The organism is Frateuria sp. sgz306004 (assembly GCF_057750885.1).
The window spans coordinates 231,055-251,581 of the sequence record NZ_JBYLFE010000004.1 but is presented as its reverse complement, the minus strand read 5'-3'; the positions used below and the strand labels follow the sequence as shown (position 1 = coordinate 251,581).

Annotated in this window: 28 protein-coding genes; 5 read left to right on the top strand and 23 right to left on the bottom strand. The window is 62.5% G+C overall.

Annotated features, from left to right (window positions below):
• Positions 1 to 17 precede the first annotated feature (17 nt).
• The 6 genes from AC3G2C_RS10130 to AC3G2C_RS10105 all read right to left on the bottom strand — a co-directional run bounded on the left by AC3G2C_RS10130 (position 18) and on the right by AC3G2C_RS10105 (position 2,126).
• The gene (locus AC3G2C_RS10130) at positions 18 to 305 is read right to left on the bottom strand and encodes a hypothetical protein (protein WP_488384514.1); all 288 of its coding nucleotides are present in this window, start codon (positions 303 to 305) and stop codon (positions 18 to 20) included.
• Positions 302 to 1,270, bottom strand: a complete 969-nt coding sequence (locus AC3G2C_RS10125; protein ID WP_488384513.1) for a rolling circle replication-associated protein — start codon at positions 1,268 to 1,270, stop codon at positions 302 to 304. The genes AC3G2C_RS10130 and AC3G2C_RS10125 overlap by 4 nt, the downstream gene beginning before the upstream one ends.
• A gap of 92 nt (positions 1,271 to 1,362) precedes the next feature.
• Positions 1,363 to 1,557, bottom strand: coding sequence for a hypothetical protein (locus AC3G2C_RS10120; protein WP_488384512.1), 195 nt, complete (start codon positions 1,555 to 1,557; stop codon positions 1,363 to 1,365).
• On the bottom strand, positions 1,547 to 1,738 hold the full coding sequence (locus tag AC3G2C_RS10115; RefSeq protein WP_488384511.1) for a hypothetical protein: 192 nt from the start codon (positions 1,736 to 1,738) through the stop codon (positions 1,547 to 1,549). Before AC3G2C_RS10115 ends, AC3G2C_RS10120 begins: the two co-directional genes overlap by 11 nt.
• A 56-nt stretch (positions 1,739 to 1,794) precedes the next feature.
• Positions 1,795 to 1,995, bottom strand: a complete 201-nt coding sequence (locus AC3G2C_RS10110) for a hypothetical protein (protein ID WP_488384510.1) — start codon at positions 1,993 to 1,995, stop codon at positions 1,795 to 1,797.
• On the bottom strand, positions 1,992 to 2,126 hold the full coding sequence (locus AC3G2C_RS10105) for a hypothetical protein (protein ID WP_488384509.1): 135 nt from the start codon (positions 2,124 to 2,126) through the stop codon (positions 1,992 to 1,994). The genes AC3G2C_RS10110 and AC3G2C_RS10105 overlap by 4 nt, the downstream gene beginning before the upstream one ends.
• Before the next feature lie 331 nt (positions 2,127 to 2,457).
• Here AC3G2C_RS10105 and AC3G2C_RS10100 point away from each other — a divergent pair, with 331 nt between their 5' ends.
• A complete protein-coding gene (locus AC3G2C_RS10100) occupies positions 2,458 to 2,820 on the top strand; it encodes a helix-turn-helix domain-containing protein (RefSeq protein WP_488384508.1) in 363 nt (120 codons plus the stop codon).
• Between the two features lie 32 nt (positions 2,821 to 2,852).
• Here the strand turns inward: AC3G2C_RS10100 and AC3G2C_RS10095 are convergent, their stop codons facing one another.
• Together AC3G2C_RS10095 and AC3G2C_RS10090 are read right to left on the bottom strand one after the other, a co-directional pair.
• Positions 2,853 to 3,644: a LytR/AlgR family response regulator transcription factor gene (locus AC3G2C_RS10095; protein ID WP_488384507.1), complete on the bottom strand. Its 792-nt coding sequence runs from the start codon at positions 3,642 to 3,644 to the stop codon at positions 2,853 to 2,855.
• Entirely contained in the window at positions 3,641 to 4,801 is a 1,161-nt protein-coding gene (locus AC3G2C_RS10090; RefSeq protein ID WP_488384506.1) for a sensor histidine kinase, read from the bottom strand. The genes AC3G2C_RS10095 and AC3G2C_RS10090 overlap by 4 nt, the downstream gene beginning before the upstream one ends.
• 110 nt (positions 4,802 to 4,911) lie before the next feature.
• Here AC3G2C_RS10090 and AC3G2C_RS10085 point away from each other — a divergent pair, with 110 nt between their 5' ends.
• On the top strand, positions 4,912 to 5,409 hold the full coding sequence (locus AC3G2C_RS10085; protein WP_488384505.1) for a hypothetical protein: 498 nt from the start codon (positions 4,912 to 4,914) through the stop codon (positions 5,407 to 5,409).
• On the opposite strand, the gene AC3G2C_RS10080 is transcribed toward AC3G2C_RS10085, so the two are convergent.
• Positions 5,393 to 6,007, bottom strand: a complete 615-nt coding sequence (locus tag AC3G2C_RS10080) for a LysE family translocator (protein WP_488384504.1) — start codon at positions 6,005 to 6,007, stop codon at positions 5,393 to 5,395. The two genes, AC3G2C_RS10085 and AC3G2C_RS10080, sit on opposite strands and share 17 nt — an antisense overlap.
• Complete coding sequence (locus AC3G2C_RS10075) at positions 6,004 to 6,414, bottom strand: nuclear transport factor 2 family protein (protein ID WP_488384503.1); 411 nt, start codon at positions 6,412 to 6,414, stop codon at positions 6,004 to 6,006. The genes AC3G2C_RS10080 and AC3G2C_RS10075 overlap by 4 nt, the downstream gene beginning before the upstream one ends.
• A 374-nt stretch (positions 6,415 to 6,788) precedes the next feature.
• Between AC3G2C_RS10075 and AC3G2C_RS10070 the strand changes: the two genes are divergently transcribed.
• Together AC3G2C_RS10070 and AC3G2C_RS10065 are read left to right on the top strand one after the other, a co-directional pair.
• Positions 6,789 to 7,772, top strand: a complete 984-nt coding sequence (locus tag AC3G2C_RS10070) for a GlxA family transcriptional regulator (RefSeq protein WP_488384502.1) — start codon at positions 6,789 to 6,791, stop codon at positions 7,770 to 7,772.
• 859 nt (positions 7,773 to 8,631) lie between these two features.
• On the top strand, positions 8,632 to 9,621 hold the full coding sequence (locus AC3G2C_RS10065) for a TolB family protein (protein WP_488384501.1): 990 nt from the start codon (positions 8,632 to 8,634) through the stop codon (positions 9,619 to 9,621).
• A gap of 34 nt (positions 9,622 to 9,655) precedes the next feature.
• Here the strand turns inward: AC3G2C_RS10065 and AC3G2C_RS10060 are convergent, their stop codons facing one another.
• The 4 genes from AC3G2C_RS10060 to AC3G2C_RS10045 form a co-directional block, all read right to left on the bottom strand.
• Positions 9,656 to 10,066 (bottom strand): hypothetical protein, encoded by a 411-nt coding sequence (locus AC3G2C_RS10060; RefSeq protein ID WP_488384500.1) that lies wholly within the window; start codon positions 10,064 to 10,066, stop codon positions 9,656 to 9,658.
• Between the two features lie 9 nt (positions 10,067 to 10,075).
• Positions 10,076 to 11,416, bottom strand: coding sequence for a cytochrome-c peroxidase (locus AC3G2C_RS10055; protein WP_488384499.1), 1,341 nt, complete (start codon positions 11,414 to 11,416; stop codon positions 10,076 to 10,078).
• 5 nt (positions 11,417 to 11,421) lie between these two features.
• Complete coding sequence (locus tag AC3G2C_RS10050) at positions 11,422 to 11,862, bottom strand: FixH family protein (protein WP_488384498.1); 441 nt, start codon at positions 11,860 to 11,862, stop codon at positions 11,422 to 11,424.
• A 330-nt stretch (positions 11,863 to 12,192) separates the two neighbouring features.
• Positions 12,193 to 12,996 (bottom strand): helix-turn-helix domain-containing protein, encoded by an 804-nt coding sequence (locus AC3G2C_RS10045; protein ID WP_488384497.1) that lies wholly within the window; start codon positions 12,994 to 12,996, stop codon positions 12,193 to 12,195.
• A gap of 258 nt (positions 12,997 to 13,254) precedes the next feature.
• Between AC3G2C_RS10045 and tam the strand changes: the two genes are divergently transcribed.
• Positions 13,255 to 14,055 (top strand): trans-aconitate 2-methyltransferase, encoded by an 801-nt coding sequence (gene tam, locus AC3G2C_RS10040; RefSeq protein ID WP_488384496.1) that lies wholly within the window; start codon positions 13,255 to 13,257, stop codon positions 14,053 to 14,055.
• Here tam and fdhD read toward each other — a convergent pair.
• Genes fdhD through AC3G2C_RS09995 form a run of 9 tightly spaced genes read right to left on the bottom strand, consistent with a single transcriptional unit; the run spans position 14,032 to position 20,523 of the window.
• On the bottom strand, positions 14,032 to 14,865 hold the full coding sequence (gene fdhD, locus AC3G2C_RS10035; RefSeq protein WP_488384495.1) for a formate dehydrogenase accessory sulfurtransferase FdhD: 834 nt from the start codon (positions 14,863 to 14,865) through the stop codon (positions 14,032 to 14,034). The genes tam and fdhD overlap by 24 nt on opposite strands.
• 42 nt (positions 14,866 to 14,907) lie before the next feature.
• Positions 14,908 to 15,915 carry an ABC transporter ATP-binding protein gene (locus tag AC3G2C_RS10030; RefSeq protein ID WP_488384494.1) on the bottom strand — a complete coding sequence of 336 codons (1,008 nt, stop codon included), beginning with the start codon at positions 15,913 to 15,915 and terminating at the stop codon, positions 14,908 to 14,910.
• Positions 15,915 to 16,697, bottom strand: coding sequence for an ABC transporter permease subunit (locus AC3G2C_RS10025; protein ID WP_488384493.1), 783 nt, complete (start codon positions 16,695 to 16,697; stop codon positions 15,915 to 15,917). The genes AC3G2C_RS10030 and AC3G2C_RS10025 overlap by 1 nt, the downstream gene beginning before the upstream one ends.
• Complete coding sequence (locus AC3G2C_RS10020; protein WP_488384492.1) at positions 16,694 to 17,605, bottom strand: extracellular solute-binding protein; 912 nt, start codon at positions 17,603 to 17,605, stop codon at positions 16,694 to 16,696. Before AC3G2C_RS10020 ends, AC3G2C_RS10025 begins: the two co-directional genes overlap by 4 nt.
• Positions 17,602 to 17,952: a hypothetical protein gene (locus AC3G2C_RS10015; RefSeq protein ID WP_488384491.1), complete on the bottom strand. Its 351-nt coding sequence runs from the start codon at positions 17,950 to 17,952 to the stop codon at positions 17,602 to 17,604. Before AC3G2C_RS10015 ends, AC3G2C_RS10020 begins: the two co-directional genes overlap by 4 nt.
• Positions 17,949 to 18,521, bottom strand: a complete 573-nt coding sequence (locus tag AC3G2C_RS10010; RefSeq protein ID WP_488384490.1) for a molybdenum cofactor guanylyltransferase — start codon at positions 18,519 to 18,521, stop codon at positions 17,949 to 17,951. Before AC3G2C_RS10010 ends, AC3G2C_RS10015 begins: the two co-directional genes overlap by 4 nt.
• Complete coding sequence (locus AC3G2C_RS10005) at positions 18,505 to 19,020, bottom strand: molybdenum cofactor biosynthesis protein MoaE (protein ID WP_488384489.1); 516 nt, start codon at positions 19,018 to 19,020, stop codon at positions 18,505 to 18,507. The genes AC3G2C_RS10010 and AC3G2C_RS10005 overlap by 17 nt, the downstream gene beginning before the upstream one ends.
• A gap of 1 nt (position 19,021) precedes the next feature.
• Positions 19,022 to 19,282, bottom strand: a complete 261-nt coding sequence (locus AC3G2C_RS10000; RefSeq protein ID WP_488384488.1) for a MoaD/ThiS family protein — start codon at positions 19,280 to 19,282, stop codon at positions 19,022 to 19,024.
• Positions 19,279 to 20,523, bottom strand: coding sequence for a molybdopterin molybdotransferase MoeA (locus AC3G2C_RS09995; protein WP_488384724.1), 1,245 nt, complete (start codon positions 20,521 to 20,523; stop codon positions 19,279 to 19,281). The genes AC3G2C_RS10000 and AC3G2C_RS09995 overlap by 4 nt, the downstream gene beginning before the upstream one ends.
• Positions 20,524 to 20,527: the final 4 nt, after the last annotated feature.

Here is a 20,527-nt window from a genome sequence, read left to right as displayed (position 1 = left end):
ATAACGACCCCCTGCCCTTACTTCGCCGGTACCGCAGGCGCGGCAGCGGGCTTCGCCTGCGCGAGCGGCACGAGCTTCACTCGGCCCAGCGCAAGCCGGCCATTGCTGATCGAAAAGCTCCGCGCATCGAGCGTCGCGGGGCCGGGCGCGACCGGCTCATCACTGGAGAACTCGAACGAGTTCACCAGGCCATCAACCTCCACCGTCGCCCACTGCTTCCAGTAGTCGCGCACCACGCCGTCACGCTCGAAACGCGCCGCCTCCGGCTCGCGGGCGAGCACGGTAATCACCAAAGCCTTGTTCATTGCACTGTCTCCGTTATTGGCGGTATGTCCCGCCACGCAAATACCCGCCCTGATGGCAGGACCGTCACTTTCCACTCAGAGGCGAGAAACTCGCCCGTCACGCGGTTCACATAACCGCCTGTCACCTTGCGAATGTCAGCGGCACCGCCAAACGCTTCACGCGCGAAGATCGGCGCTCGCCACCATCGAATAACCCGCTTGCCTTCCGCCGTTGCGCCGCATACGCCATACAGCCGCGCGCCCTTGGGCACGTGCTTCGCCTGCTCCGCGCTGAACTTGCTCGCGTACTTCGCCATGTAGGCGACCGGCCGATTGATGTGCACTTTGCTGCTCAGCACGTGCGCGAAGCCATGCGGCCACCAACCGGCCTTATGTGGGTTGGGGAAGTAATCGCGTGCGCGCACCCAGATCATGCAGTGGTAATGCGGGCGGCCGCGCTTGGTAAGCTCCATAACCCACACCATGCGCATCTGCGTCCCGTTGCAGTTGCGCTTAAACCAGTCGCGCACGTGCCGGCGAAAATCGCCGACATGGCCAGCCTCCCAGGCGCCATCCTGCGCATAGGTCAGCGTCACGAAAAGACGACGCCACCGCACATGCTGCTCATCCACGTGTGCCGCAGCGTCCAGAATGTGCGCCGAGTTGCGCACCGCCTTCTGTAGCTTCCGCACACGTGACGAATAGACGTCTATTTCTAATACCTCGCGAGCCCGTGCTCCCTTTGTTTTATATGGGTCAAGTTCCGCGGGCGCGGCTGCGCCGCGCCCGCCGCTCGCGACGCTCGCGCCGTGCGCGTCGCTTCCGCTTTCGCTGCTTTCAAAGCCAAAAAATCGAGCACGCGCCATTTCCTTGAATGGTGCGTCCATCGCGTCTTGCTGCGCCGCTCGCTCTGAATAGTGGCGCGCAGCAAGCTTGCCCAGCGCCGCCACGCCGCCATCGAGATAACGCGCACTGCGGCGCGACATGCGAGGCTCTGGAAGGTCTAGCGCACTGGTGCCGGCGAGAGGGCCAGCCCCTTGGCGAAGTGCGTAGAAGTCGGTCGGGCGGCCGTCTGGAATCATCGCGCCACCCCAAACGAGCCTTCGAGCAGATCGAGGTCAAGCTCGATGCCGTCCTCCAGGGCGGCATCTAACAAGACCATGGCGCAGGTAGCGTAAGCGGCTTCCAAATTCACCAACCCCAACAGGCCGGCGGCCTCGCCATGAATGTGCATCGCGGCAATGCGGCCGCTCAGTTCCGTGTCAGCGGCCACGCTCGCGCTCCAGAAGAATGCGCAACTGGCCTTCCCAGCGGCGCAGGTAGTCGGTGACTTTCTCGCGCCGCTGCAATGCGGCCACGGCCATCGACAGGCCGGCATGCACGCCCTCGACATACACGAGACGCGCATCGCGCTGCACCGTGTCGGGACCCTGCCCTACGCGTGCGGCATGCATGCACACGCGACGGTCAAAGGCCGTCGCACTCTCTGAGATGGAGCGAACCGGGCCGCTCACCCGTGCAGCCTTCGCATGGCGCGATCAAATCGACGCCAGCGCGGGAGGCGGCGCAGGAACAGCCAGAGGCAGTACCACGACGCCTCACCCAGCAACTTGCCCGCCCAGCATGACGCTGCGGCGCCAAAGAAGAAGGCGATGGATAGCGCGCCGAGGGCTTCGGTGAATTGGTCTGCCGTGATGACGTTGCAAGTCATGGCTTATCGCCTTCGTCGAACGCACAGAACAGCCAGGCGCCAACGATCACCAGCCCGAGCACAAGCACAAACTCGGCCGCGCTTCCGTCATGCGCCAAGGCGCAGTTCTCGGCGAAGGGAGGGCACTGCATCACGCCCACCTCTCGCCGTGAACGGAAGCTGCCCAGCCCTTTGCGCGAATGCCGCGCATATAACTGGCCGCATCTACGCGCTTGTCGAAGAACAGAGAGAAAGGGCCAAACCAGCCGCGCGGGTCCACACAATCCACGCGGTACTGCCAGGGCTTGAGCGGGGCAACGAAGTCGAGGAAGGTCCGAACGACCCGAAGGCGTCGGGTGCGGCGCAGAGCGGCGCGGAAAGAGGCTGTGGCGTGCATCTGGACCCCTGTTAGTTCAGACTACCGTGGTAGGGCAAACTACCAATGCCCCGTGGTACTGTCAAGTTGAACTAACAGGAGGTCCTATGGACGCCGCGAAGCTGGTATCACTCGCAATGGAAAAACAGAAACTTGCTTCCCTGCGAAAGCTCGCGGAGGCGCTCGGGGTGTCCCACGTTTCGGTGACTCAATGGGTAAACGGAACCACGTGCCCAACGTTCGAATATGCGGCCGAACTGGCAATCATGGCTGGGTTGCCGCCAGTCGCCACAGCGGCAGAGATTCGCCTGGGCTCCAAGGATGGCGTGCGTCACCGCAAGCTGTTGAAGCAAATGAGCGCCTTGGCCGCAGGCGTGGCGCTAGTCGTAGGTCTTTCGCATGCATCCCCTGCCGCCGCGCGGGACGCCGGGCTTTATTCGCATAGCCCGAGCCATGTGTATATTATGTAAAATAATATGCATGATGGAATTGGTTGCTGTGCTCAGATGCCATAGATCCGCGTTTCACCACTATTCGCCGAAACAGCGCCCACCCGATCCAGGCTTATTCGGTGACGGAATCGCCGGCTGACCCGCAATTCGGTGCCGTCGCGCAACGTGATCACGGCGTCTCGCGTCGGCAGCAGATTAAGTCCATGGATTCGACTCAATGGCACGATGCGTGACCGGTGAATTCGCGCAAAGCGAGCCGGATCGAGTCGCCTCTCGATGCCATCCATGCTTGCGTGGATCATGTGGAGTCGCGGCCCCACATGTAGCGTCACGTAGTCGCCGCTGGCTTCGATCCAGTCGATATCGTCGACTGGTATCCAGGTTGTCCTTCCGCCGCTTTTGACCTGCAAGCGCTTATCCCAGCGCACCGCATCAGGGCGCGGAGCCTGCGTGTTGTCTGATGGAGCGCGCAATCGCAGCTCCTGCAGGCGTTGGCAAACCGAACGCATGGCCTGATCGAAGCGCTCATCGTCCAGTGGCTTCATCAAATAGTCCGTCGCCCTGATGCCGAATGCCCTCAAGGCGTAGTTGTCATAGGCGGTCGTCATGACGATGACCGGGCGTTCATCGATATCCAAACTGGAGATCATCTCGAAACCGTCACCGTCAGGCATCTGTACGTCTAGAAACACCACGTCAGGCCTAAGCGCGCGGATCAGTCTTGCTCCGGCCTCACCTGAATCCGCCTCCCCTGCTACAACGACATCCTTCCATCGGCGCAGGCAGAAACGAATGCCGCGTCTCGCCAACGGTTCGTCATCCACAAGCAATACACGAATCACGCCAGCCTCCGCCCTGCTACCTCATGGGGAATGTGAATATCCGCGCACCAGCCACGAGCAGCATCTCCGGACACAAGGAATCGGTAGTCGTCGCGGTAGCGAGCCGCTAGGCGTGCTCTGGTGTTGGCAAGGCCAAGCCCGGCCGCTTTCCGTGGCACGGGTGCCGGGTGGTCGAGGCTGTTGTGGACGGATATCGATACGCCATTGCCACAACGGCGTACATTCAGCGTCAACTCTCCACCTCGGATGCTCGGGGCAATGCCATGGCGAACGGCATTCTCTACAAGTGGTTGCAGAAGCAAATGCGGCACCAAAGCATCCCTGGCAGCCTTGTCGCAATGGATCCTCGCCACCAGGCGGCGCCCTAGTCTTATTTGCTCGATCTCCAGATATTGCCTTACCTGTGCCAGTTCCGTGGCGATAGGTACGTCGCCCTTGGCTGCCGGCTCAAGGGTCGAGCGGAGAAATCCAGCCAGCAGCGAAATCATGCGTCGAGCCGACAGTACGTCACCCTCGCCCACAAGTGTGGATATGCCGTTGAGCGTGTTGAAAAGAAAATGCGGGGTGATCTGGTACCTGAGCGCCATCAACTCTGCATCTCGCGCCAACGATTGAGCTAACAACAGTTGCCGTTCGCGAAGCCTGGCCTCCTGCCAATGTTCGACAGCCCAATAGAGCGCACTCCATGCAACCAACATCATGGCAGGACTGAATGCATTGGCGATACCCGCCACGGCCACCGTGCGAAAGTCCACGGCAAGCTTGATGACTGGACTTGCCAGAACTTCCAGAATGACACCACACATCGAGCTGGCGAGGCCAAGCCCGTAGCAACAGACAAGGATGGTCACGACGGGGCGCACCCAGGATAGATGTTGTGCCATCCATCGCCGGCAGAGCCCACGCATGACGTAACTCGAAAGAAAGGCCGCCGTTGTCGTGCCCGCAAAATAGATCGCCACAGGATAGGCGTGACGATACGGTAGTGCGCCCAAGATGCTCACCAGCCCGTAGGCTAGCCATCCCAGTACCTGGACCAGCCATGCTTGGGTGCGTGTGTAGCCAGTATCGCTTGGAGCCACGTACGTCACCTGGGTTGCCGTTTTACCGGGCTCCGCGATGGCCAGGGCGCCGCCTGACCGATCAAAACGGTCCACTCGTCGAAAACGAATATCGTCTCGTCATGAACCCACCTACCCTGTTCAAGGCCCGTCAAACCATCTTCGCTGCGGGCCGTTGAATCAATCGAGCCCACGGGAATCACCACATGGAACGCACGCTAGAAAAGCCCATGAGTCTCTTCATTCGCGCCACCCTCATTGCGGGTACGCTGGACATGCTATCGGCCGCTGCATATGCCTTGATGGCGGGCAAGAACCCCCTTGCCGTGCCAGTAGGCATCGCGTCTGCGGTATGGCCAGGCGCACTGAAAGCAGGCGCGCCTGCGCTGGGTGTCGGCTTGTTGCTTCATTTCGCCATCATGCTGGTCATGGTGGTGGTGTATGTGGCAGCGGCGCGTAGCTTTTCGTGGCTTACCCAGAAGCCCGTGGCATCAGGCGCAATTTATGGACTGATTCTTTGGGCCGTCATGAACTTGGTCGTGCTTCCTATACGTTGGCCGGCCCTGTTTCCTCATTTCACTACCGTCTCGTTCCTCGAACAGATATTCAGTCACACGGTTCTGGTCGGGATGCCACTAGGGCTGTTGACCCGTCGTTCGATGTATGGCGTTGCCCACTCGTCAGTGTCTAGTGCTGCTGGCTGATGAGTAGGCGCACGCCGAGCAAGGCAAAACACCCGGCGAAGCTTCGGCGCAACCATGCGCGTAACTGTGGTCGCGAGAGTACGGGTGCGCGCATGGTCGCTGCGAAGTATCCATAGATGACAAAGACAACCCAGGTCATCGTCATGAATGCCGCGCCGAGCGTGACTGTCGCCACCATAGGTGAGGCGACGCTGGCCGGAATGAACTGTGGGAGAAAGGCCAGGAAAAACACCGAAAGCTTCGGATTGAGTAGATTGATCAGCACGGCGGAACCAATGATACGTGCTGCACCCTGCTCGCTTCCCGCGTCGCTTAGTTGAAGAAAGCGGGCATCCCTGAGGGTCCGCCACGCCATATAGACAAGGTACGCGGCACCGATGCTCTTGAGCAGCGTAAAGGCGATCACGCTGCTATGGAGCACCGTTGCGAGCCCCAATGCCGCTGCCAGTAGGTGGGGGAGTATCCCGATTGCACAGCCCGTTGCCGCAATAACGCCGGCCCGCCCGCCATGAAGCAGGCCTGCAGAGATCGTAAAGAGCGCCCCGGTTCCCGGCGAAGCCACAACCAGCAGTGATGTCAGAAGAAAGAGCGTACTCATCGCGTCGATGCCTCCGAAGGCTCACGTCTCTCCGTAGTGCTTGCGGTCGCTGCCTGGAGCTGAGACGGGTCGTAATAGAAGCGCTCACGAGCAATCTTTTCGGAAAGCCAATGCTGAATGCTCACTTCATCGAGGGAAACGTGCGTGTTGTCGCGATAGAAATCGAACCGCCAATGGATGAATACCTGATCGCCCTCGATTGCGATCGCCTCCGTGCGGGCGGTGACGGTTTCGAAGGTGTCGAGCACCCTATTCTCGTTTTCTATCAACGCCTCAAGCCCGGTTCGCGATTGCTGTTGGTTCTCCCAGACCACAGCATCCGGGTGATAGAAGCGTTGCAGCGCGGCGATGTATTCCCCTGCTTCCACCAGGGCCACAAAGTCTTTGACAAGAAGGTGATCGGGCATGGGTGCATCCCATTGGCTGATTGAAAGGTCTTGCCCGTTCGTGACTTACGCGTGGCGCAGATCGTCGAAGCGGGTATCTTGCGAGCGGCTCAGCCTAGGTGGGCTACCCGTCCTAGGTCACCGGGCGATAGCGACAGATCATTGGGCAATGGCGCCGCGCATCGCCTTGCAACATGGGCAATCGCGCCAAACTTGCCGTCTCAATCGCCAGGGCTGCACTCATGGCATCCCCAGGTGGATCTGCATAGCATTGAAAACGCGGGATATTTTGCGTTGACGACCGAGTGCGATCTGTTGTTGTGCAGTAGCGAAGTCACTTGACGCACAAGGCAAAATCGCCACGCTTGGCGCACGTGTTCACCAGGAGGCCCGCCGTGCGCGTTGCCATACTCGCCTATGACGGATGCATGGGCGCCGAAGTGCTTGGATTGTCCGATGTCCTGCTGGTTGCCAACCGCATCAGTACGCTGCGCTCACCGGATAGGCCAGCCCCTTTCTCGGTGACCATCGTTGGCGCGCGCGCTGGCCAGGTTCGTCTCGCGGGCGGAGCGCAGTTGTCCGTCGCGGCACCTCAATCGTTTGACTTGCTTGTGGTGCCCGCCTTTGATTTCAACTGCGCAGACGACATCACGTCCGCACTTGTCGCGCTCGACGAGGAAAAGGTGCTTATCCGCCGCGCCGCGGAGCAACGCAAAGTGGCCTCCATTTGCGGCGGCAGCCTGCTATTGGCGGACGCCGGCATTCTGGATGGTCGGCAGGCGACCACTGCCTGGGCGCTCGCCGGGGAAATGGCACGCCGCTACCCCAAGGTCGAAGTGATACCCGATGCCGTGCTGGTCCGCGCTGACGACATTGTCACTTCGGGCGCATTCACGGCTTATGGCGACTTGGCCCTTCAATTGATTCGTGATTGTGTGGGCACCAGCCTTGCACGCGCCGTGGGCCGATTCAGCCTTATTGATCATAGTCCACGTAGCCAGGCTGCCTATCTGGATCGCCGTTTCAGCCATAGGCGACGCGAGTCGTTCGCCCGAGCCGTCAGCAGCTGGCTTGAACAGCGCATGGCTGAGCGCTATCGGTTGGATGCGCTTGCGGAGGCATTCAACCTATCCAGCCGCACACTACTTCGGAGGTTTCGTGCCGAAACAGGACGGTCGCCCCTTGATATGCTTCATGACTTGCGCGTGGAGAAAGCCAAGCTTCTCTTGGAGACAACCACGTTGAGCGTGGCTCAGGTGGCCGCCGAGGTGGGGTATCTGGATGTTGCGACTTTCTCGCGACTTTTTACGCGCCGTACACAGTTGACTCCGGCGACGTTCCGCAAGCGGTTCAAGGCCGTTGATGTGACAGTGTTCTGATTGGTTGCCCAAAGACGAAGCAAGCCGACAGCCGTCAGATGGCGACGTTGCCCACCAGATTGAGGATGGCACCCGGACACGTTACCTGTGGCGATTGTTAGCATCCGAGACGTCCTGCGATCCATTGATCGTCGGAAAAGGTGTGCGCGAGATGTACCTGGAAGCGTCCCGTGCCGAACGTCTGCCAGCAAATGAGCCGCCAACGTCATGAGCACTGTCCTGTCGCAGCAAGCGACTGGCGCATCATCGCGCCCTTCCGTCACCCCGCCTTGGCTTGTGCGCAGCCACCGCCTGCGCTTTCTTCGAGCAGCGATACGGTTGCTCAAAGTCATCCATCCGCGGCACGCCGCCGCGCTAATGGATCGAATCTGGTATGCAGCACCAAGGCGCAAGCCCCGTCGTGCGGAGCAGGACATATTGAGCCGCGGCGCTCGCATGTTCTTTGACGTTGATGATCACCGAGTGGTCGCCTGGTCTTGGGGCGAAGATGGGCCTACTGTGGTACTGCTACACGGCTGGGGTGGCAGTGCTGGACAGATGACCAGCTTCGTCGCCCCCTTGCTCAGGACTTGGCCTTGGCGGAAGTGAATGCACAACCGGTCGTTCTAGCCGTCACTTGCTTGTGCATCGGGGCTGGCAATTCGGATGTTCCTTCACCCTAGGCCGCCAAGTATCGACATTCGTCAAGCATAAGAAAGGCTTGAGTCACCTGAATTGCCATCATGGATGGTGAGGTCATGATGTGCGCCTCACGACATGACTTCAGGCACATCCCTCGCTCTTCGCACGAGCACCACAATCACCTTGTCTTCCGTGCGTGTTTCCGTTCGTTCCTCTCCCTAGCTCAAGGATCGAAGGCATGAAGCGCTTGGCGTTGGCGGTTTGGATGGCTTGTGGCATCTCGATGGCTTCGGTGGGCGCTTACGGGCAAGCGGTGTCGACACCGCAGCCAGAGGTGTTCGGGCCGGGCGTGATATCGGGGCCAGGGAATGAGGATTCGGCAGCATTTACGCCCGATGGCCACACCGTCTTCTTTGACCGCATCAACTGGCCCAATGCCGCGATCATGGTTTCGCATTGGGTCGGTGGGCATTGGAGTGCGCCGACCATTGCCCCCTTTTCCGGGCAATGGCTGGACCATGATCCGGCCATGGCACCCGACGGGTCCTTTTTGGTGTTCTCGTCCAATCGACCGGACCACGACGGCGATAAACCGTTGGATGCGGTGCTCGCCAACGGCAAGGTGCTACCAGGTTCAGGCGGCCACCTTTGGCGCGTGGATCGTAAGGGTAATGGCTGGGGTCGGCCGGTACGGCTCCCTGATGCGGTGAACGAAAGCTCGCGCACGTACGCGCCAGCCGTCGTGGCCGATGGCAGCGTTTATTTCCAGCGCCCTGGTGACGATGGTGATTTCCGGCTTTTCCGCTCGCAGTATCGCAACGGCACCTACCAGCCGCCGGAGCCGGTGATGCTGGGTGACGGTTCGGCGCACAAGCTTGACCCTGCCGTGGCACCCGACGAATCGTTCATCGTGTTCGACGCCAACTTTACCGGCAAGGATGATCCGGATCGCCTCTACATCGCCTTTCGCCAGGGTGATGGATGGAGTCAGCCTGTGGACCTGGGCAAAGACATCAACCTCAAATCGCCCTGGGGCGCACACTTGGGCCCAGACCATCGAACGCTCTATTTCAGCAGTTCGCGTTCGATGCCGGTGCATTATCCACGCACACCCGAACAAGGCGCTAAAGATATGGCGCGCATGCAAGCCTGGGACAACGGCGGCGACAACATTTGGTACGTCTCGCTGGCACCATGGCTGGATGCACATCACCCCACCAGCGGTTGATGGCGTGCAACCAAGCGATGCGAGTTTGCCCTGGCTACGGCTCCGCCAGGGCGCCTGATGGTTGCTTTGCACGCCATGCCAACGCAAGGCACGCTGCTGCGGTGATGTCGAACGTGGCGCAGAAAGCAGGCCACCATGAAGGCACACCAGGGTTGGTCACGATGTGTGGATGTACAAAGTCAAAGGCAGCATGAGCCGCCAAGGCAGCCAGTACCAAACCCAGGTGCCTCCGGTATCCGGCAAAGGCCAGCGCAGCGAACGCACCCGCCCAGGCCGCCTCGATCACCACGGTGTGTACGAAACCGGTCATGGCCGCAAACAGCACGTAATAGGTGGCTATGACCATGAGCAACACAACGCCGAAAGATCGGTCGCGCGTGAAGCCCGCCCACCGTGCGAGGCCGATGCATGCGAGTGCGAGTAGGATGCCTGCGACGTAGTCCATGGTCACACTCTAAGGTTGGGCCGGGGTGGCAACGATGGGGCCATCGGGAAGATCGGAGAGCGCACCCAGGAACGCTGCCAGGTCGCTCACTTCCGCCGATGATAGCCGGATCGGTTGACGGCCCTTGCCATGGTGCGATCGCTGGCCCAGCTCCGACGTGCCCATCGCCGCACTCGGTGCGTCGATGTAGTGCTGGATCGCCGCCTGCAACGTTTGAAACTGCCCGGCGTGCATGTACGGCGCGCGTTCCGCGACATTGCGCAAGCTGGGTGTCTTGAAGGCGCCCTCCATGGTGGCATCGTCCGCCGCCATGAAACGCAACTCGGCGCATTGCTCAGGGTTCGCATCACTGAAGTGGCCCAGGCAGTTGAATTCGTCATCGACGACCTTCGCCATGCCAGCCGCCCTGCCCTTGTCGGCCACGGGTGCTCCCGCAGGTGGCACGCCGGTGTTATGGAACGATTGGTCCGTCAGCAACGGGCCTGCATGGCAACTCACACACTGCCCCTTGCCAAGGAAGATCCTCAAGCCTTTGATCTCCGCTTCGGTGAGGGGGCTGCTGCCCTGAGTCTGCTCGTCAAGCGTAGCGGCGTAACGATCGAAGCGGGATGGGTGGTGCGTCAGCGACCTCTCGTAAGCGGCAATGGCCTTTCCCATGTTGGCGAAGATGCGACTCACCTGCTCGCGGGCGTCCACCGGCATGGCTGCCCAGGCGGCTTGCTGAGCGGGTGAACCTTTGGGTCCCGCCTCCGGAGGCAGCGGCCCAAGGGCGGGCATGGCGCCGAACACAGCCTCGTACTCACGACGGTAATGGGTTTGGATGAGCTGTGCGTAACGCGTGCGTGTGCCGCCATGCTCGTTGGCATCCTCCAGTGGCCCCAGCGCCTGCGACCATAAACTGTCCTTGCGGCCATCCCAGAAGAACCAAGCGCTGTTGGCAACACCGGCCAGCGGCATGGTCCGACGGGTGCCCACGCCAACGCCGTGCCCTACCGGCAAGCCGTCCTGGAACTGCGCTTGAGGGCGATGGCAACTGCCACACGCTACGGCCTGGTTGCTGCTGAAGCGCGTGTCGTTGAAGAGGCGCTCCCCAAGCGCACGGGCTACCGGCAAGTCATCAACGCTATTGGACGGATCATGCGGCGGAGGCGCTGCGTTCTTCCATTGCATGCTCGCGATAAGGGCGCGTTCGTCCTTGCTCCAGGATGCCCCCGTCGTCACATCAGCGGCATACGGCTTACCCGCGATACTCACACCAGCCAGCGCCAACATAAGCATCAGGTTCAACGGGACAGCACAAGCGGTATACGACCACCGCTGTTTGGTGCTGTTGGCCTTATCGCTACGCATGGCCGTCAACCGCCAGCAGCCGGAGCGGGCACGATTGTGTTGAAGGCGATGTGATCGGTCACGCCATCGGCTTCGATAGCGAGCTTGATCTCCCACCATCCGCCCATGTTGAATTTCATGCCGTCCACTTGGTAGACGCCGGGCTCCGGCTCGGCCGTGACGCGAGGCTGTGTGGGCAATCCATGGCCGTGCTGCGGCATGTCGCCATCCACCCTGATGTGCGCGTGCGCCACCGGCGCGCCAGCGGGCAGCATGAGCTTGATCCGCCAGGAATGGATCTGATTGATGGCCGCGGGCTGGGCCGGTGGTTGCAGTTCCACCAGGAACTTATCTGCCTGGCTCGCGCGTCGCAGGCTAAGGTCCAAGGTGGCGGGCACGGTGCCGCACCCAAGCAAGGTCAGCAGGGCGCTCAGCGCCAGTGCGAGAGAAGCCGTTCGAAACAACATGAGGCAAGAACCCAATACCAGTACGTGGAGTGCAGTTGCTGCGTTCGAGGTGCCGTGGTGCCCCGGCAGCACCTACCGAGATTGATGGCACGAGCAACTCGCGCCTTGCGCACAGCCGCATGCGCAGGGGGTGTAGTCGCTCGTGGCGGTGGCTTGGCAGCCGCAGCTGCACGTCGCGCCGACGCAGGTGGCGCAAGCGCAGTGGATGGAAGAATCGGTACTCATGGTCTATCGCTCCGTTGGGAAAATGGCGGAGCGGATTCTGGTGTATCGGGACCCGGCAGACTTGAACGTTTGGGCTAAGTTGCCCGATAGCGCTGGCTTATCCGCCTATTCCGACTTGCCCAACATGCTTGGCGCAAAACCAAACATGCGGCGGAACATGCGGCTCAAGTGGGCGGAGTCGGCGAAGCCCGAGCGCTGGGCGGCGGTTGTCCACGATTCACCGGCAAGCCCGCACGTCACGGCCTGCTTCACCCTTTCCCACAGGAGATACGCGCGAAAGGATATGCCCGTCTGTTGGACGAAGAGATGGCGAAACCGACTGGGGGACAGGTGGGCGATGGCGGCAGCCTGCGCCAGCGTGATGGGGTTGTCCAAATGCGCCTGGATCCAGGCCAGCACCCGAGCGATGCGCGGATCGACGCTTTCCGCATCACGATCATGTTCGGCCAGAACATTGACGATGTGTCTGGCCTCGCTCAACAGCGTTTCATTGTCAGCACCAGCGATATACGCGGCGAGCAGCGAGCGCGCCAGACCCAGTACGGCGGTGTGCTCGACAACGCTGAAGTCCGCGCCACCAAAACGCGCAGTCAAGGCGCGCCCGGCCGTCGTCTCCGGCTCCGCGAAAATGATCACGAGATCGCTTCCGCTTCCGTCGAGCTGGTGCCTGCGGTCGGCCATGACGATGGCGGCTTGAACCGCCTGCCAGGCTGTATCCGGGCCGCTGCGAAGCAAAATGGCCTGGTCCGGCGCCAGCACCAATTGCATTGCATGATGTGCATGCGGCTGCACCAGCCCGGTTTGGCGGCTAACCCATACACTTCCGCCCGGCCACATGAGCACGCGGCCGGATGCAGCGGCAGTCGAGCGCGACCGATGCGGCTCAGCAGGAACGGTACGTTGGGTCATGGCGTTAGCTCGACGAGGCATGCCTGTGACACCGGGCCCTAGCTGCGGTAGGCGGTCACGATAAACCACGCTGAGCTTCTCTGGCTAGCGGAAGACCTTCAACTCGCTCCAGCATTGTCGGGTGTCGACGTAGGCTGGCGTAACGCCAAGGCCATCCGTACCAATGCACGGCATGCTGCGTTCGACGCTTTGCGTTTTACAAACGCAATCCCGTCGAAGGAAACTTCAAGCCCATGGTCAGCCACCGCAGGGAAAAACATGAGTGCATCGACGCAGTGGTCCGCGCAGCAATACGTTAAATTCGAGAGCGAGCGCAACCGCCCCATACGCGACCTTCTCGCGGCCATACCAGCCGCCGATGTGTGTGCGGCCATGGATATCGGCTGTGGCCCTGGCAACTCCACGGAGCTGCTGCAAGCGCGGTTTCCCGGGGCTGAGGTCAGCGGCATGGACAACTCACCGGACATGATCGAGGCAGCCAGGCAACGGTTGCCCAACATAGCCTTCTCGATCAGCGATATCACTGGTTGGGCGGGCGAGGAGCTCTACGACGTGATCCTTGCCAACGCCGTGCTGCAATGGGTGCCTCGGCACGAGCAAGCATTTCCCGCGTTGTTGCGCCGCCTCGCACCGGGTGGCTCCCTGGCCGTGCAAATGCCCGACAACCTGGAGGAGCCAGCGCATGTGGCGCTACGCCAGGTGGCGGCAGAGGCACCCTGGGCCAGCAAGCTCGAGGATGCCGCGCGCAGCGAGCGCCATACGGCACCGTGGTACTACGAACTGCTTCGCGCCTGTGGCGCCACAGTGGATGTTTGGCGCACCACCTACCATCACCCGTTGCCGGGTGGCATGGATGCGGTGGTGGATTGGTTCAAAGGCAGCGCGCTGCGGCCTATCATGAGCCGGCTCGATGCGGCGGAAGGCGCGACATTTATCGCGCGCTACCGCGACGCCCTCGCCGAGGCTTACCCCGTCTTGGCCGATGGCTCGGTGCTACTGCCCTTCCCTCGCCTGTTTCTCGTGGCGACGATGCCGTCATCCCGGCTCGGGCGTGCCTGAAGCCGAACCTTCTCCTTCCGCCAGGCGCTGGGCATGCGTGTACACCACATGCCTGCCTGGGCGTACAAAGCCTGCCAAAGTGAGGCCGCAATGTTGCGCCAGCGCCACGGCCAATGCCGTGGGTGCAGAGATTGCAGCGAGCACACCCACCCCTAATGCCGCCGCCTTGGTGACCATTTCGTAGCTGGCGCGACTGGTCACCAGCACAAAGCCTTCGCGTACATCCGCGCCCTCGCGAACGAGTGCGCCCAGTAGTTTGTCCAGTGCGTTGTGCCGCCCCACGTCTTCCCGTACGCAGCGGATATCCCCCTCAGGGCTAGCCCAGGCTGCAGCGTGCACGGCCCCGGTTTCGGCGTTCAGGGGTTGATGTTGCGCTAACGCCATCTGCGCGGTCTGCAAGGCCCCGGGAGCTAGCGTTGGGCCGTCCGGCACGCGTGGCGGTGGGTGCAGTACGTCTTCGAGCCGGCGGCTGCCGCACAGGCCGCAGCCGCTGCGCCCTGGCATCAGGCGCGTCGCTTCGGCATTCACCTGCTCCACGTCGTTGGCCTGGATATCCAGCACGTAGCCTTCGAGCTGTTCGGCGATCGTGACACCCAGGATGTCGCTGGCGCGTTCGACGCGGCCTTCGCTCAACGAGAAACCATAGGCAAAGTCTTCCAGATCAGAAGGCGTGGCCATCATCACCGCAAAGGGCTCGCCGTTGTAACGCAGTTCGATGGGCGCCTCGGTGGCGAGCCAGTCTTCGCCCTGGCGTGCCTGCCCCCCTTGGTGGACGACTACGGTGCGACGCGCCAGTCCCGGGTGCGTCATGTTGGCGCCCTACACGCGAGACATGTCGTCATGACGGCTCGTTCACTCATGTTCGGTCGCCCCACTCGAAATGGGCCAGCAACGAATAGCGGATGCTGGCAGTGATAAATGCAGTTCGTCAGACGCCTCAAGGTTGGCGGGCGACTCCATCCACAACCTCGCTTGCCCGCAGCGCAGGCCAAGCTGCGTGCCGTGCACGCTGGTCTGTTTCAATTCGACTTTGCCAAGCACGGCATGCGCAGCCTCACCGCTGCCGGGAAGTACGCGGATGTCCGATGGCGAGATATGCCAGTCGACGACGGTACCTGCCGCCAGGTTGGATTGAACGGCGATGGACACATTGGCCTCCGGCCACACCAAGCGCTGCCTTCCGCCATCGGTGACGATATGTCCCTGCTGCACGTTTCGCATGCCGAGCAAACGTGCCACAGCGCCACTGGCCGGGCGCGCATAGACCTCGGCCGGCGTGCCGATCTGCACAATGCGCCGACCGTGCATCACCACCAGGCGATCGGCCACGGCGGCCAAGGCAGGGTCATGGCTGACGGCAAGCGCGGGGATGCCTGCCTGATGCACCTCGGCAATCAGCTCCGCCAGCACTTCGTCACGCGTTACCGGGTCGAGCGCGGAGGTGGGTTCGTCCAGCAGAAGCAGGCTCGGGCGTCGAGCCAATGCGCGCGCCAACGCCACGCGCTGTTGCTGCCCGCCCGATAGCGCACTTGGCCAACGGTCTGCGTGTGCGGCCAGGCCAACCCGCTCCAGCCATTCGAGCGCCTGCTCGCGCCGACGCTGACCACGCAGGGCAAATGCCACGTTCTCCCATGCCCGCAAATGAGGAAACAGCGCGTGCCCCTGCGGCAGATAGCCCACCGTCCGCTGCTGCGGAGGCAAGCCGTCGAAGGGCTCGCCACGCGCAGGCACGAGTCCGGCGATCGCCTTGAGCAGCAGTGATTTTCCTTCACCACTGGCGCCCAGCAGCACGGTGAACCCCGCCACCTCGAACTGTGCGTGGAGCGCGATGGGGTGCGCGATGTGGTAGTGGATACGCATCACGCCAGTCGCCTGCGAACGGCCAACCCCAGAACCAAAGGCAACGGCAGCGCCACCAGAAAGAACACCCACAGCAGCGGGTAGACCGCGTTCAGGCCGATGTCTTGAAGGTTCACCCACAGCTTCACGGGGATGCCTTGCGGATAGTAGGCAATGATCAGCACGGCCCCGAATTCCCCCAGCGCGCGAACCCAGGCCAAGGCGATGGCCGCCGCTAAACCGAGCTTCGCCAGGGGAAGGCTGACGTGCAGAAAGCTCCGCCACGGCGAATAGCCCAGGGTGAGCGCGATCTGCTCCAGTTCGCGCGGCACGCCCTCGAAGGCGGTGCGGGCGGCCATCACGTAATACGGCAACGCCGCGTAGAACTGGGCCAGCACGAAAGCGGCCGCCGAATTGGTAAGCAACAGCCCCGCCCGCTCGAAAAGTTGCCCCGCTGCGCCATAAGGGCCGTACATGGCGGCGAGCAACAAACCCATGGCGAGGGGTGGCGTGAGCAGCGCGACCAGTAGCAATGCATCCACCAACCATTGGCCGCGCACCCGGTAACGAGCCAGCCACCAGGCCAGCGGTGTGCCAAGCGCAACGATGGGCAGCAGCGCCACCAGGCTGTAGCCCAGTGACACGCCGACCGCCATGCCGTCGCCACGCGCAAAATGCAGGTCCAGCCAATCCGTCACCCACAGCAGGCCGAGGAAGGGTATTGCAAGCAATGCCAGCGCCAAGCCAGCGGGCAGCACTGACCAGCGCCATCCCATCGGTGCGCGCTTGGGTGCTGAAGTCACAGCGCGTCGCCATGCGGTGGATCGTAGCCATGATCGCGCAGCAACGATTGCCCTTCGGCCGACTGTAGAAACCGGACGAACTGCGCGCCCAGTGCAGGTTGGCGCGCATTCGCCAACGTTGCGGCGTAGAACACCAGGGGCTGCGCCTTCAGTTCCTTGCCATCGGCGAGACGCAAGTTTGCCTTGGCATACCACGCCTGTTGCATGCCGGGCTGAGCCAGGTTGATGGGGTCCGGCAAATCAATGATGGGCAGATGATGCGAGTGTGCCACGCTGGCGTAGCCAATGGCCGCATCGATCTGGCCCGCTTGCAATCGCGACATCAGCGAGGGCTCCGCAAAAATCTGCTGGGGATTCTGCAAGCCGCCGGCGATCTGGTCGAGCAAGCCCGGTTGTTGGTAATACCGCTCCGCCAATTGCAGCGTGAGCAAGGCATTGGCACCCTGCGGATCCACCGCAGGGTCGGTTCGCCCTAGTCGTAGCCCCGGCATTCGCAATACGTCATACCAGCGTTTGTCGCCCTTGGCGGCTGCGGCAAAATCAGCGGCAAAGCGACTGCCTGGGCTATAGATCACCACCATGCGCGTGCTGGCGATGGGTACGGCATGCTCGACCAAATGTGCCTGCTGCACCACGGCAATGGGCGCGGGCGTGATCGCCACGAACGCGTCGGCCTGCATCTGTTTGGCGGCAAGCAAGCGGGCCAGTGCAAACGAGCCCTGCCCCACGCCTTCGTAACGCGCCTGACCCGTCTTGGTGAAGGCGGGGCCAAGCGCCTGATCCATGACCACCCCCATAGACCCGGCATAGGCAACGCGCAACACCGGCAGATCGCCCGCGAGTGCAACGGCCGCGAAGCACAACACCAGCGGAGCCATCCAGCGGATGAATCGACGCAGACGGCTCACGCGCCACCGTCCTTAGGTGCGCGACGATGACGCACGCTGTCTCGTACATCCACGTCCAGCAACAATTCAAGCATCGCATCGCCTGGCAACGGCAGGTTGAAGGTGAGCCCGTCCCGACTGGGTAGTCGCGAGGCCAGTGCGCGCACATCGGCATCGCTCCACGTCACACGCCAACCGTCCGCCGTGCGCAGCCAATCCTGCGCTGGCCCAAGCACCAACTGGTGTTGCTCTATGCGTCCATCGGGCCACGCGGTGCGGCTGCCAACAGCGCGGCCGTCGAGCAATTGCGCCAGCTCCGCTTCATCGATGCGCAGGCGCAAGGTCTGGTCCTGCAGTTGCACCTTCATCCGGCAACCTCGCTCCATTGGGTGGGTGTATTGCAATCGGTCAATTGCGTGGCCTCGTCGGCGTCCAGCGCCAGGGTTTCGCCGTGCAGGGCTTTGTGCAGGGCGCGCAGCGAGCGCTGTCGTGGATCATCGAGCTGCAAAAGTCGGCGCAGTTCCGCTCGGGCGAAGGCATCCAGGTGCAAACGCATGGGCAGCACGTGGTCGGCGAAGATGAGACTGCGCGCCCGCGGGCGTTCGCTGCGCAACCGTTGCAACAGCGCCGCCGTGAGCAAGGGCATATCCACGGGAACGACCAGCCATGGCGTATCGCTGGTGATGACCTGGGCGATGCCATCCAAGCCGCCCAGTGGGCCGACGTCCGGCCGGGCATCGGGTATGCCGTGGTAAGCTTGGCGGTCCCCGCTGACGTAGGTTTCCACCGCACCGGCCGCACGAAGCACGCCAAGCTGATGCTCGATCAACGGGCGCCCACGCCAGGACAACATGGCCTTGTCGCGCCCCATGCGCGAAGACAAGCCGCCGGCCAATACGACGCCGACGCAAGGCAGCGATTCAACGCGGGTGTCCATGCGCGGAGTGTTCCTGCGAGCCCGATGCTTCGACGGTGGGGTCAGGCGATGTCTCATGGCAGAGCGAACAACCTTCGCTCCATGCACTGTCACCGTCGACGTAATGTTCCTGCTTCCAGATGGGGGCTTCGTGCTTGACCGCCTCGATGGCCAGGCGACATGCCTGAAAAGCCTCGGCACGATGCGGAGTCCCTGCCGCGACGACTACGGCGACATCGCCCAGGCCGAGGTCGCCCTTGGCGTGGGCAATGTAGAGCTTGAGTGGGCCGCCGACTTCCACGCGTGCGCGCTCGCCAATGGCGCGGAACGTCCGCAAGGCGAGTGGCTCGAACAAGTCGTAGCTGATGCCGGTAACGTGCCGGCCGAGGTTGAACTCGCGCACCTTGCCCACGAATACGGCAAGGCCGCCAAATCGCGGGTCGGAGACGAACTCAAGGGCTGCGGCCACATCGAGTGAGGCTTGGCTGCGATCGATCACGGCGGCAAAGATGTCGTCCATCTCAGCCTCCACTCACCGGCGGTAGCACCGCCAATTCCACGCCATCGGGCACGGCACGGTGGTTGTGCAGGATCTCCTCCGCACTGGCAATCGCCGATACGCGCACCAAGCCTGCATTGACCTGGGGCGCATGCTCTCGAACGTGGGTGGCCAGTTGTTCTCGCAAGCTCGCAATGGTGGCGCCCGCCGGTACGTCCAGTTCGAGATAGCCGCGCGGATCGGCGTCGCGCAAGGCGCCATAGAGTGCGATTCGGACATTCATGCGCCCATGCTCCACGCCCATTGCGGGCTTTCCAGATGCCCCAATCCGTGCACGTCCACGAGTGCGCCGGCGGGCAGCTCCGTGGCGTCGAGCGGAATCCTGATCCAGGCATTCGCGTCCGCCAGCGGACGTATGCGATAGGACTCCTGCCCCGCGAGCACTTGCGCCGCGAGTCGACCCTGCTCATCGAGCGTCAATTGAGCCTTGAGATACATGTGAAGGCGCGGTTTTTTTGCATAAGGTGTCGCCAGTGGAACCCGCCATGGACGTTCCCGCGCAAGCCCAAGCATGGCCCGCAAGGCCGGTTCCACGAAGAACCGCATGCCCACCGCCACCGCGATCGGGTTGCCGGGTAAGCCAAAGAACAACTCGCCGCCTGGCAGGCGCGCGCACAGCAAGGGCTTGCCGGGCCGAATGGCCACTTTGTGGAACAGCACCTGCGCGCCCAGCCGCTCCAGCGCCTGCGGGACGAAGTCGTAGCGCCCCATGGAGACGGCCCCGGTGGACACCACCACATGCGCACCTCGGGAGCGCGCGCGTTCGATGGCGGCGAGGAAAGCGTCGACGTCGTCGCCTACGGTCTCCTGATGCGCAAGCTCGGCACCAGCCAGCGGCACTCGCGTAGCGAGAAACGGCCCGTTGGAATTTCGGATTTGGCCGGATGCCAGCGACACCGCCGGGTCATCGACCAATTCGCGCCCCGTGCACAACACGGCTACGCGCGGCCGAACCGCCACTTTCAAGCTGGGGATGCCTAGCGCCGCGAGCAGCATCAGGTGCTGGGGGGCAATCACGGTGCCTCCGCTGAGCACCGCCGTGCCGGAGCTCACGTCCGAGCCGGCCGGACGCACGTTCTGCCCAGCGGCAACATCGGTGAGAAGGCGTACGCGCGGCGGCGCATGCAGGCGCTCCGTCTGCTCGACCGGGACCACGCGATCCAGCCCCTGAGGCAAACGGGCGCCGGTCATGATTTCCCATGCGCCATGCACCATACCGGTGGCGGCGTCGCCTGCCGCCTGCTCACCTTCGATCGGCCATTCGGTGCCGCTATGCAAAGGCGCGGCGCCACCGGCAAGGGCGAACCCGTCCATGGCCGAGTTATCGAAAGGTGGCAAGTCGCTCGCACTGATCACCGTTTCGCGCAGCACACGCCCCATGGCGTCACCGCTACGGCAGCGCTCCGATGGCATGGCGACGCTGTGCTCGAGAATGATGGCTAGCGCATCAGCCGGATCCAACAGATCG